General features: G+C 58.2%; 11 protein-coding genes and 1 pseudogene. 7 read left to right on the forward strand and 5 right to left on the reverse strand.

The features are described 5' to 3' along the window. The 7 genes and pseudogenes from B3Y70_RS06995 to B3Y70_RS07025 all read left to right on the forward strand — a co-directional run. A pseudogene (locus B3Y70_RS06995) lies at positions 1–433 on the forward strand (LLM class flavin-dependent oxidoreductase); the annotation flags it as partial. 13 nt (positions 434–446) lie between these two features. Beyond that, the gene (locus tag B3Y70_RS07000; RefSeq protein ID WP_288589476.1) at positions 447–986 is read left to right on the forward strand and encodes a YqiA/YcfP family alpha/beta fold hydrolase; all 540 of its coding nucleotides are present in this window, start codon (positions 447–449) and stop codon (positions 984–986) included. 141 nt (positions 987–1127) lie between these two features. After that, positions 1128–2156, forward strand: a complete 1029-nt coding sequence (gene dctP / locus B3Y70_RS07005; protein WP_014420276.1) for a TRAP transporter substrate-binding protein DctP — start codon at positions 1128–1130, stop codon at positions 2154–2156. Positions 2157–2262: 106 nt separating this feature from the next. Then, the gene (locus B3Y70_RS07010; RefSeq protein WP_011783906.1) at positions 2263–2856 is read left to right on the forward strand and encodes a TRAP transporter small permease; all 594 of its coding nucleotides are present in this window, start codon (positions 2263–2265) and stop codon (positions 2854–2856) included. Between the two features lie 36 nt (positions 2857–2892). Next, complete coding sequence (locus B3Y70_RS07015) at positions 2893–4179, forward strand: TRAP transporter large permease (protein ID WP_011783905.1); 1287 nt, start codon at positions 2893–2895, stop codon at positions 4177–4179. Positions 4180–4209: 30 nt separating this feature from the next. Next, positions 4210–4653, forward strand: a complete 444-nt coding sequence (locus B3Y70_RS07020; RefSeq protein ID WP_011783904.1) for a universal stress protein — start codon at positions 4210–4212, stop codon at positions 4651–4653. Between the two features lie 149 nt (positions 4654–4802). Then, positions 4803–6215: an alanine/glycine:cation symporter family protein gene (locus tag B3Y70_RS07025; RefSeq protein ID WP_153739835.1), complete on the forward strand. Its 1413-nt coding sequence runs from the start codon at positions 4803–4805 to the stop codon at positions 6213–6215. A 2-nt stretch (positions 6216–6217) separates the two neighbouring features. On the opposite strand, the gene B3Y70_RS07030 is transcribed toward B3Y70_RS07025, so the two are convergent. The 5 genes from B3Y70_RS07030 to B3Y70_RS07050 form a co-directional block, all read right to left on the reverse strand. Further along, positions 6218–8419 (reverse strand): GGDEF domain-containing protein, encoded by a 2202-nt coding sequence (locus tag B3Y70_RS07030; RefSeq protein ID WP_227548785.1) that lies wholly within the window; start codon positions 8417–8419, stop codon positions 6218–6220. 101 nt (positions 8420–8520) lie between these two features. After that, on the reverse strand, positions 8521–9369 hold the full coding sequence (locus B3Y70_RS07035) for an ABC transporter permease (RefSeq protein WP_153739834.1): 849 nt from the start codon (positions 9367–9369) through the stop codon (positions 8521–8523). 4 nt (positions 9370–9373) lie between these two features. Next, positions 9374–10234 carry an ABC transporter permease gene (locus B3Y70_RS07040; RefSeq protein WP_011783900.1) on the reverse strand — a complete coding sequence of 287 codons (861 nt, stop codon included), beginning with the start codon at positions 10232–10234 and terminating at the stop codon, positions 9374–9376. Continuing rightward, the gene (locus B3Y70_RS07045; protein ID WP_288589478.1) at positions 10231–11325 is read right to left on the reverse strand and encodes an ABC transporter ATP-binding protein; all 1095 of its coding nucleotides are present in this window, start codon (positions 11323–11325) and stop codon (positions 10231–10233) included. Before B3Y70_RS07045 ends, B3Y70_RS07040 begins: the two co-directional genes overlap by 4 nt. A 5-nt stretch (positions 11326–11330) precedes the next feature. Next, the gene (locus B3Y70_RS07050) at positions 11331–12404 is read right to left on the reverse strand and encodes an extracellular solute-binding protein (protein WP_023010712.1); all 1074 of its coding nucleotides are present in this window, start codon (positions 12402–12404) and stop codon (positions 11331–11333) included. Between the last annotated feature and the right edge of the window lie 83 nt (positions 12405–12487).

Genomic DNA, 12487 nt, shown 5'->3' on the forward strand with positions numbered 1-12487 from the left:
CCGGGAAGCCCTGAAGGTCTATCGAGAGAACTTCGAGCCCTCGGAGCAGCTGCGACAGCCCTACGCCATGCTGGCGATTCCCGCTATCCCCGCGACCTCAAAGGACGAAGCGCGGCATCTGGCCACCACCAGCTACCAGCGCATTCTGGCCCTGTTCCGCGGACAGCCGCTGTGGATGCGACCGCCGGTCGAATCCATGGACGGACTCTGGAATCCGGCCGAGGAGGCCGGCGTGCGGGACTTCCTGAAACTGCAGATCATGGGTAACAGTGAAGACCTGCGCCGGCAACTCGACGACCTGCTGACCAACATTCAGGTGGACGAACTGATGTTCACCATTGATATCCACGACCCGGACAAACGCCGGCAGGCCCTGGATATCCTGGCCGAAACCCGTTCCCCGCAAACCGACTCCGACGCAACCATCAACTAGGCAGAACCTGATCATGGCTCAACCGGCATTCCATGTTTTTCTCTCCCACGGTCTGGAAAGTGGCCCCGGCAGTACCAAGATCCAGGCCCTGAAAACGGTGGCTGAAACGTTTTCAGGCGTTTATGCCGAGGCGGTGGATCATCGCAGCACTAAAGACCCTGCCGAACGCCTCGCGCAGATGCGCCACGCCATGGCAGCTGCCGGTGCAAGGCCCGAACAGACCATCCTGGCAGGCTCGAGCATGGGCGGCTGGGTCTGCGCCCGGACCAGCGAACAGGCTCCGGTCAGGGGCTGCTTTATGCTGGCACCGGCACTGGCGCTACCGGATTATCCGGAGTCCAACCCGGTGATTGGCGCCCACCACGCTCGCATTATCCACGGCTGGAACGACGATGTGGTACCGGTAATGCCGGTTCTGGAGCTGGCCCGGAGGCAGCAGATTGAAGCCCTGGTCCTACCCGACGGACATCGGCTGGAAAACAGTGTCCAGCGGGTGGCAGAGGAGTTCAGAAGGTTCCTGTTCCTGTGTGTTGAAAACCCGAATCCATCCTGAATTCATGCACTTGCAATTTGGCTTAATCGGCTATTTGCGTGCAGCTTATTTCCCCCGTTTCCTTGCGAAAACCGCTTTGATTTGCCAGTCTTTAATAATGTAACAATGGATTAACGTAAAATAACGAGCGGAGACAACCCGATGAGCAGCACAAGTAAATTCAGGAAACTGGCTGGTATTTCAGCGCTGGCATTTGCCGGCCTGACCGCGGCAAATGCCGTGAATGCCGCCAACTGGCGCTACGCCCATGAAGAATACGAAGGCGACGTTCAGGACGTATTCGCGTACAAGTTCAAGGAATACATTGAAGAGAATTCCGACCACACCCTGCAGATTTACCGTTTCGGTGAGCTGGGTGAGTCTGACGACATCATGGAACAAACCCAGGCCGGTATCCTGAACTTTGTAAACCAGTCTCCTGGCTTTACCGGCTCTCTGATCCCGGAAGCGCAGATCTTCTTTATCCCGTACCTCATGCCCACCGACATGGATACCGTGATCGAGTTCTTCCGCGAGAGCGAGGCCATCAATGAGGACTTCCCGGAGTTGTATTCTGAAAAAGGTCTTGAGCTGCTGAAGATGTACCCGGAAGGGGAAATGGTAGTGACCGTTGATGAGCCGGTGACCTCTCCGGAAGACTTCAACAACAAGAAGATCCGGGTAATGACCAACCCGCTTCTGTCCGAGACCTACTCTGCGTTTGGTGCTACCCCAACCCCGCTGCCATGGGGTGAAGTATACGGTGCGTTGCAGACCAACATGATCCAGGGTCAGGAGAACCCGATTTTCTGGATTGAGTCAGGTGGTCTGTATGAGGTTTCCCCGAACCTGGTATTCACCGGCCACGGCTGGTTCACCACCGCCATGATGGCGAACCAGAACTTCTACGAAGGCCTGTCTGATGAAGACAAGAAGCTGGTTCAGGATGCCGCTGATTACGCCTTCGAGGAAATCATCGTGCACATTGATGGTCTGGCGGACGAGGCCCTGGAAAAGATCCAGTCCAACAGCGACGAAGTTACCGTGACCCGTCTGACTGACGAACAGATCGAAGCCTTCAAGGCCCGCGCGCCACAGGTGGAAGAGAAGTTCATCGAAATGACCGGTGAGCGTGGTAAAGAGCTGCTGGAGCAGTTCAAGGAAGATCTGAAAGAAGTTCAGAACGACTGAACCTCGCCAAACGGTTGCCCCCGCTCCGGCGGGTGGCAACCCAGCTTTAACCCCGCCCCGCCGGGGATTCTTCCCGCCGGGAGCGACATGTTCTGGAGCAGAATCCATGTCCGAGAATTCCCCGGAGATCGAAGACGATACCGGTCACTATGAGTCCGGCTTGCCTGGCTTTCTGGGCACGATTGACGTCTGGATTTCAAAAATCGAAGCCGTCATGCTCGCCGCTGGCGTGATTCTGATGGCGGTAAACACCTGCGCCAATGTTATTGCCCGTTTCGTGTTCAGCGAGGGCCTGTTTTTCTCCGGTGAAATCAACCGGATTCTGATCATTCTGATTACCTTTGCCGGCATTGGCTACGCCGCCCGGCACGGCCGCCATATCCGCATGTCCGCCATGTACGATGCCTTCCCGACCAAGGGCCGCAAGGTACTGATGATCATCATCGCCCTGTTTACCTCCGTGGTCATGTTTTTCCTGTGCTATCACTCCTTCGAGTATATCCAGACCCTGTACAGCCGAGGTCGGATTTTGCCAGCGCTTGGTTTTGAGATCTGGTGGATTTACATCTGGGCCCCTGTCGGTTTCGCCATTACCGGCATCCAGTACCTGCTGACCGCCATCAAGAACTTCACTACCAAAGACGTGTACCTGTCGACGGGTGTGGTGGATGGCTACGCCGATACCGAAACCGAAGTCTGAAGCAGCGTGAACCCATAGGTTAAGGAAAGACACACCATGGCAACTATTATGATGATCGTCATGATCGGGCTGCTGCTTCTGGGCTTCCCGATGATGATTCCGCTAACCACTGCTGCCGTCATCGGCTTCGTTATGATGTTCGATGGCTTCGGGCAGATGGGCACATTCATCCAGCAGATGATGGGTGGCATCCGGCCAGCGTCGTTGATTGCGGTACCCATGTTCATTCTGGCGGCCGATATCATGACCCGGGGCCAGTCTGCGGACCGCCTGATCAATATGGTCATGGCCTTTATCGGCCACATCAAAGGTGGCCTCGCCATCAGTACCGCCACCTCTTGCACCCTGTTCGGGGCGGTGTCTGGCTCAACCCAGGCCACCGTGGTCGCAGTGGGCTCACCGCTGCGCCCGAAAATGCTCAAGGCTGGCTACTCCGATCCCTTCACGTTGGCTCTGATTATCAACGCCAGTGATATCGCCTTCCTGATCCCTCCCAGCATCGGCATGATCATCTACGGGGTCATCTCGGAAACCTCCATTGCCGAACTGTTCATTGCGGGCATCGGCCCGGGCATCCTGATTTTGTTCATGTTCTCGATCTACTGCCTGATCTACGCCTACAAGAACGATGTTCCAACTGAAGCCAAGGCCAGCTGGAAAGAACGGGCGATGTCAGTCAGGGATGCCTCCTGGCCCCTGATGTTCCCGGTGATCATTGTCGGTGGTATCTACGGTGGTATTTTCAGTCCCACCGAGGCAGCTGCAGTCTGCGTGCTCTACGCCTTCCTGCTGGAATTTGTGGTCTTCCGGTCGCTGAAACTGAACGACATTTACAAGATTGCCAAATCCACCGGGCTGATCACGGCTGTGGTGTTCATTCTGGTGGCCGTGGGTAATGGCTTCTCCTGGATCATTTCCTTTGCCCAGATTCCCCAGGCCATCCTGGAAGCGGTGGGCGTCAACGAGGCCGGGCCTGTGGGCGTGCTGATTGCCATCTGTGTGGCCTTCTTCATCGCCTGTATGTTCGTCGATCCCATCGTGGTTATCCTGGTGCTGACACCGATCTTTGCGCCCGCCATTCAGGCCACCGGGCTGGATCCGGTGCTTGTCGGTGTGCTGATTACCCTGCAGGTGGCCATCGGTTCTGCCACGCCACCCTTTGGCTGCGACATTTTCACCGCCATTGCCATCTTCAAACGGCCCTACATGGAAGTTATCCGGGGTACGCCTCCGTTCATATTCATGCTGGTGGCGGCTGCCGGCCTGATCATCGCCTTCCCGGATATTGCCCTGTTCCTGCGTGACATCGCGTTCAGGGACTAGATCCACAGCCACTGATCAAAGGAGAACAACATGTTTAAACGGATTCTGGCCGCTGTGGATGGTTCCAAAACCTCACTCAAGGCACTGGATAAAGCCATTGAACTGCAGAAACTGATCCCGGACGCCGAGATCTACATCCTCTGTGTGTACAAGCATCACAGCCTGTTTGAGGCGTCGTTGTCTATCGGAAGGCCCGACGACATGGACATCCCGGACAAGGTGCTGTCTGAGTATGCCAAAGGCGTAGTGAACCACGCCAAGGAGCTGGCCAAGGAGCATGGCGCCACCAAGGTACGCGGTTTCGTCAAAGCCGGCCGGCCCTCGAAGGTGATTGTGAAATTTGCCCAGGACAAGGAGGCCGACCTGATTGTAGTGGGCACCAAGGGCACCAACAGCGACAAGGATGGCACCTTTCTGGGCAGCGTCTCGCACCGGGTTGCCTCCCAGGCCAAGTGCCCGGTGCTGGTGGTCTGAACCGGCGAAACCCTCCCCGCAGTACCGCCGGACAGCATATTCCTTGCTGTCCGGCAATCACGGATTTCCGCAGTCTGCTTGATTTTTCACCGTGCTAGACTGCCTCGCCTCGGATTACTTCTCATTCACAAATCACAAGGCGTCTAGCCATGACTGCAATTGTTGATTTTCTCAACTCGATCCTCTGGGGCTATGTCCTCGTCTATGGCCTGCTTGCCGTCGGTGTATTCTTTACCATCCGTCTGGGCTTCCTTCAGTTCGTCAATTTCGGCGAAATGGTCCGCGCCATCCGTGGCTCCCGGGAAAGCGATGTACACGGGATTTCTCCGTTCCAGGCCCTGTGCACCAGCCTGGCTTCCCGGGTGGGTACCGGTAACCTTGCCGGGGTTGCGGTTGCCCTGTACCTGGGCGGCGCCGGTGCCATTTTCTGGATGTGGATGGTAGCCCTCGTCGGTATGGCCACCGGTTACGCTGAAAGCACTCTGGCCCAGCTGTACAAGGTTCGCGACGGCAAGGGCCAGTACCGGGGAGGCCCGGCGGTGTACATTGCCAAAGGCCTGAAAGCGCCCTGGGCCGCGGCCATTTTCGCGGTCTGCCTGATTATCTCCTTCGGCCTGGTTTTCAACGCCGTACAGGCCAACTCCATTGCCGATGCCATGCAGGGCGCCTTTGGTGCGCCCAAGCTGGGTGTCGGCGTGGTCATCGCGGCTTTTGCCGGCATTGTCATCTTTGGCGGTCTGCGCAAGATCGTTCGCTTCGCTGAGTTTGTCGTGCCGTTCATGGCCGGCGCCTACGTACTCCTGGCGCTGGGCGTGATGGCCCTGAACATTACCGAAGTCCCGGGCATTCTGGCGCTGATCGTAAAAAGTGCTTTTGGCCTGGAAGAGGCCGCCGGCGGCGCGGCAGGCTCCGTTACCGCTGCCATGCTGAATGGCATCAAACGCGGCCTGTTCTCCAACGAAGCCGGTATGGGCTCGGCACCCAACATTGCCGCGACCGCAACCCCGGCTCCGCACCATCCCTCTTCACAGGGTCTGGTTCAGGCATTCGGTGTCTTTATCGATACCATCATTGTCTGTACGGCGACCGCCGTGATGATCCTGTTGGCAGGCGTTCTGGAGCCGGGTTCCGGTGTGACCGGCACCCAGTTGACCCAACAGGCCATGGAAGTACACCTGGGTGAGTTCGGGGGCTACTTTATCGCCATCGCGATTCTGTTCTTCGCCTTCACCTCCATTGTCGCCAACTACACCTACGCCGAGAACGCTTTGATCTACCTGCGCGGTGGCAACACTCTGGGCTTGACCCTGTTGCGGCTCGCTGCGCTGGGCATGGTGATCTGGGGTGGCTACGAAGCGGTGGTCACGGTATTCAATGCGGCGGACGCATCCATGGGGCTGATGGCCACCATCAACCTGATTGCTATCGTTCTGTTGTCCGGCACGGTTGTGAAACTGACCAAAGACTACCTGGCTCAGCGCAAGGAAGGCCTGGTGCCGCACTTCAAGTCCAAGGACTATCCTGAGCTGCACGAAAAGATCGACAGCAATATCTGGCATTGATGTCAGAGCGTGGCCGCAACTACTCGGTTGCGGCCCGCTTCCTTGGCCTGATAGAGCGCCTTGTCGGCGGCCCGGAACAGCTCGTCATACTCCGCGCAGTTTTCCGGCCAGCAGGCAATACCGGCTGAAATGGTCAGGCTGCCCAGGTTTTCATTCCGATGCTCCACCTGCTCGGCTGCAATGGCCGCCCGCAACTGCTCGGCCCGCTGACGGGCTTCCTCAAGGGATGCCCCCGGCATCAGCACCGCAAACTCCTCACCGCCGTAACGACATACGGTATCACTGCCGCGAAAGTAGGTACCGAGCACGTCACCGACCATTCTTAGCGCCTGATCGCCGGCCTCGTGGCCGTGGCAGTCATTGAACTGTTTGAAGTGGTCGATATCGAAGATCAGCAGGCAAAGCGGCCTGTCGGATCTGGCCGACACTTCCCGCTCATGGCGAAAGAGTTCATCAAAGTAGCGACGATTTTTCAGGCCGGTCAGACTGTCCTCATAGGAGAATCGTTGCAATTCAGCCCGCAAGGCCAGACCAGACAAGGTAATGCCAATTTTCTCAACCGACTGGTATACCCAGGCAATCACCCGTGCGATGCCATAGTCTTTCACCACTGGCGGCAGATCCGGGCGCTCCAGCATCAACACCCCTTCAGGCCGATTGCCGGAGCGGGCAGACTCTACCCGCAGGAAGAAACACATTTGAGCCGGTAAATCGTAGCTACGCACCGGCAGTACGGTTTCAGTCAGGGCAGAAAGATTCGACCCCAGTGACGCCGGGAACACGTCCTCCGGGGCGCTGCCCCAGTGAACCACGCGGTCGTAATGCCCATCGACGCCTCTTCGATAAAAGCAACCGGTCATGGGCAGGTAGAGTTCCGGCATGGCTCTTAACAGGGGCTCGAAGGCTTCCTCAATGCCGGCGCAATCCTGCAGGGCAGCAATGACATCCGCCAGCTTCTGGCTTTTCTTGCTTTCCAGTGCCAGCAACCGGGCCCGGGCAACTTCCCTTTCTGCCAGTGACTCAGCGCGGGCGGTGCGCTCCTGAACCTTCTGTTCCAGCCGGATGTTCAGTTGCTGGAGCTCTTTCTGGGTCTTGCCGTAGTGCCAGACCGAAATGCTGACCACCGCCAGCGAGAAACCCAGCGCGCCCCAGCTCACCGGCACCCGGCCCCAGGGCAGGAACCCGTGAGCAACGGCCATATCGACGATCAGCAGCACCGCCAGCACACCACAGGCCACCACCAGCACCTGCTGCTCCCGGAACAGCACGCAGAAGCGAGGCAATACAGCCCCAGCCATCAACACCAGGGAGACCAGAAGCAACACATCAAACACCGGGAAGGTCGACGAAAGGTCGACCGCGCCGACCAACGCCAGGGCCAGGGCGCTCACCGCCAATCCAAGATGAATCCACACCAGCCAGCTGATCAGCGCCGGGCGCGCAGCGCCCAGCCATTGCCGCAACAACAAGGCCAACGCCATAGGAATCAGGTAGTAAGAGCCGGCCGCGAGGTAGTCCCACAACAAAGGTTTGTAAGCAATCAACAAGCTCGCCTGGCTCTCAGCCAACAGCATCACCGAGGTCAGGAATGAAAACAGAGCAATGCTGGCGAAACTGCGCTGGCCCCTTTGGATTACGGCGAACACCAGAGCCAGAAAAGCTATCAGAGCCGACAATGCCGAGACTACCACTTCCTCAGCAGCTCCCCCGAGGAGGTATACCGTCAGATCGGCATGATCGGTAATCCCGACCTCCCCCCATAACCCTATGTCGGTGTAATTCGAGAATATCCGGAAATAGAGCGTCTCTCCCTGATAATCCTCCGGTAGCCGTATTTCATGCCAGGGCCATCCCTCAAAACGGCCCCTTCCCTCTTGGTCAAAGGTGCCATATTGATAGAGCAATTCACCCCGAAACCAGGCCTGCACAATGATGTCGACGCTGTAAATATAGAGAACGGGCTGGTACCAGCTACCTTCCGGCAATTGCACCCTGAACCAGGCATGCTCACGACCATCGCGGCCAGGAGGGTTCGATGGAAAACCAATGTCGTGCCAGTGTTGTGGAGAGTCTTCAAGGATCCACAATGGCGTGCCATCAGGCAAAAACGGGGAATCACCCCAGCGATACTGCCATCCCTCATCCACCGGCTGGATAGCGGCAAATCCAGGCTGGGACAGACAGACCCCGAGGGCGATGATCACCAGCAGAAATCTGATGCGACAAGTGGACGCGTGCAAAGCAGAACCCGCTTTCAGGAGTGATCGTTCCAGTATAAACCGTAAACGCCATATACAGAACTTTCTCAACTTTTTTGTCGGAGGGTAAACAGCGCAAGCAACGCAGACACCAGCATCAGAAACAGCGCCACCGCGTTCAACACCGGCGTTGAGCCTTCCCGCAGACGATTGAACAGGGCCACGGTGAGCGGGGTATCACTACCGGTGAGCATGACCGTGGTATTGAAGTTCTCGAAGGACATCAAAAACGCCATTGCCGCGGCCCCGAGGATGGAGGGAAGCAGCCACGGCAGGGTAACCGTGAACCACGCCACAACCGGCGTGGCACCCAGATTGAGGGCAGCCTCTTCCAGCTGTCGGTCGAATTTGCGCAGCCTGGCCGCAATCACCAGAGTAGCCAGGGTGGTAATGAAGGTGACCTGCCCCATCACCACCAATGTCAGCCCCGGCCGGAACAAGTCCAGCTCGATACCCCACAAGCGGGAGACATCGTTGGCCATGCCACTGTAGAACACCAGAATGGATACCCCGAGAATCACGCCCGGAATCACCAGCGGCAGCAGCATCAACAGATACAGCAGCTCCTTGCCGCGAAACTCCACCCGCTCGAACAATACCGCATTCACGCAGCCAAGCCCCACACTGACCAACGTCACCCAGAACGCGATTTTGGTACTGACCCAGAGCGCACTGAGCAAGCCGTCGTCATGAAAAAGCCCGGTACGCCCGTCGGTGCCGTCGGCCAGATACCAGTCCAGGGTAAAGCCCTGCCAGGGTAATGACGGGAACGGAGAGTCGTTGAATGCGAACACGGCCGTCACCAGCAAAGGCAACGCAAGATACAGGAAAAAGGCCAACAGATAGCTCAGGTAAAGGGCATCAAACAACCGGGACCGAGGTACAGAACGGATCATGACATCACCCCATAACCTTGCGCAGGGATTGCCCGGTCAGCTTCAGGCCCAGCCAGACCAGCAGCGACGACAATACCAGTAGCAAGACCCCCAAAGCCGCCCCCTGCTCCCAGTTAAACCGGGTGATGAACTGGGTGAAAATCTGCTGGGTAAACCAGGCACTGTCTTTGCCCCCCATCAGAATCGGCGTGAGGTAACTGCCCAGGGTGAGCATGAACACCACAATACAGCCGGAGACAATGCCCGGCATGGCCCAGGGAATCACCACCTCCCGCAGCACGGTACCGTGGCCGCCACCCAGATCGTAGCCGGCCTCAACCAGGTTCTCGTCCATGCCGTCGAGCGTGGTCACCAGCGGCACCACCATAAACAGCAGGCCGTTGTAGACCAGGCCGATGATCACCGCGACATCGTTGTAGAGCATCTCCACCGGGCCATCCACCCAGCCCAGCGCCTGCAGCCAGGAACTGAACAGGCCGCTCTCCCGCAACAGGATCATCCAGCCGTAGGTACGCACCAACTCGCTGGCCCAGAACGGGATCAGGCAAGCCAGGAACAGAATACCCTTGCTCCTCCCCCGAGCCAGGCGGGCAATGTACCAGGCAATGGGAAAGGCAATCAGCAGGGTGAGGAAGGTGGTGAACAGGGACATGAGCCCGGTACGCACGAAGGTACGCCAGTAGTAGGATTCACTGAAGAAATTCTGGTACTGCTCCAGCCCCCAGGCCAGGGTATCCCAGCTTTCCCGTACCTGGAACGACACCCGTAACATCTGCAGATGGGGCACCAGCACCAATAGCACTATCCAGAGCAGGAAAGGCGCCAGTAACAGCCACAGCGAGAAACGGCTAACCGAGCTATTCACTGGTGCGCAGCTCCAAATACCCGGGCCAGGTCCGGATCCCACGACAGCTCAAGGTGGCCGTCCTGCGTCAGCGCCGGCGCCGAGCCGTCCTGGGGGAGTCGTGCAAATAGTGCCTGGCCATTGCTTTCGACTTCAACCCGGCTGTTGGCGCCATCAAACAGCGTGGTCCGGACTCGGGTCTGCAGTGAGGAGGAACCCGCGACCGCAGCCGTTTGCGAAAACGACAATGATTCCGGCCGAATGTACAATTCTGCCTGGGCACCAGGTGCCAGGCCCGCCGATGCAGCCCGACCGCGTACCACCGCACCATCGCTCATACGAACAGCCGCCACATCATCGGCCACGGACACCACCGTCCCCGCCAGGCGATTGTTGTCGCCGACAAACCCCGCGACAAACGGCGTTGCCGGATGCCGGTAAAGCTCCTCCGGCGGCGCCACCTGCTCGAAGCGGCCATTTTCCATCACCGCCACCTGATCCGACATCACCATGGCTTCGGACTGGTCATGGGTGATGTACACAAAGGTGGTGCCAAATTGCTTTTGCAGGTGTTTGAGCTCGACCTTCATCTGCTCCCGAAGTTTCAGATCCAGGGCACCGAGAGGCTCATCCAGCAACAACAAGGTGGGTTCGAGCACCAGGCAGCGGGCCAGGGCCACGCGCTGGCGCTGGCCACCCGACAATTCCTGGGGATTGCGATTCTCCAGTTCCGGCAGCCCCACCTGTTCCAGCACCCGTGCAATCCGCTTGCGGCGCTCGGCCGCGGGCACCTTCTTGCGTTTCAGGCCATAGCCAATGTTGTCACCGACGGACATGGTGGGGAACAGCGCCAGGTGCTGGAACACCATGTTCACCGGGCGCTTGTTAGGCGGCACCTCATTCATGCGCTGGCCGCGAATGAAGATATCCCCTTCATCCGGCTTGTCGAAGCCTGCCAGCAGCCGCAGCAGGGTGGTCTTGCCACACCCCGACGGTCCCAGAATGGAAAAAAAGGTGCCCGCAGGAACATCCAGCGACACATGGTCCACCGCCGCGTTATTACCAAAGCGGCGGACCAGTCCGCTGCAGGACAGGTCAGACTCTGTTGCCATAAGGATCAGTTCGCCGCCTGGACGCGATCCAGCACCTGCCCTTCCATGGCTTCCAGCCCCGGTGGTACTGGCGGATACCATTTGATGTTGTTGATAGCTTCTTCATCGAAGCTCAGGCGATAGGCATCCCGCAGCTCGGCGTTCACAAACTCATCGGCGCCTTTGGAGGCCGTGAAGTTACCGGAGGCATTGGTGATTTTGGCCGCAATTTCCGGCTGCATCACAAAGTTGATCCACTTGTAGGCGGCCTCTTCGTTCTCGCTGCGGCGCGGGATGGCAAAGGTATCAATCCAGCCCAGGGCTCCGGATTCCGGCGCCACAAAGCGGATGTCCGGGTTCTCCGCATTCAGCTTCCAGCCGCCGGCATCCCAGGCCATGGCAGCGGTCACTTCTCCGGTACGAAGCAGCGACAGCAGTTGGTCGCCACCGGTCCAGTAGGTTTTCACGTTGTCTTTGCAGTCGATCAGTTTGTCTTCCACTTTCGCCAGGATGGACTGGTACTCGTCCCGGTCTTCATAGGCCGCAAACGGATCCATGCCCATGGCGAAGGCAAAGCCGATCAGCGTCGGCCGCTTCAGGCGGTAACTCACTTTGCCAGCCACTGCCGGGTCACACAGGTCGGTGTAATCGGTAACGGTGTCCGCGACGGAACTGTGCACAATCAGGCCACTGGTCCCCCAGACCGAGGGCACACCGTAAGATTGACCATCCAGAGCCGTCGACTCCTGAGTCGCCTTCACCATCGACGCCTGCAACTGGCCGGTATTGATACGGCTGTAATCAATGGGCTTGTAGATGTTGAACTGGCGCTGTACACCCACGATGCGATCCTGGCTCGGCTGGGCCAGATCAAAACCGGCGCCACCGGTGGCCCGAAGCTTGGAGATCATGTCCTCGTTGTTGGACAAGGTGATCTTTACATCAATTCCGGTTTCTTCCTCGAACTGGGCGACCACCTCATCCGGGGCGTAGCCTCCCCAGGTAATCAGGCGAAGTTCTTCCGCCAACAGGTTGCCGGAAGCTGTGGTTGCGGCCAGCAGGGTGGCCAGTGCTGATATCCGTGTCTTGCGCAGTGCCATGGTCGTTCATTCCCCTGAAACGGTGTGATGCGGATTCGCTAACGTTTTGTTATCAGGAAGTTGAACTAAACCGCTCCGCGGTA

Source organism: Marinobacter sp. UBA5687 (assembly GCF_002420325.1).
Lineage (GTDB): Bacteria > Pseudomonadota > Gammaproteobacteria > Pseudomonadales > Oleiphilaceae > Marinobacter > Marinobacter nauticus.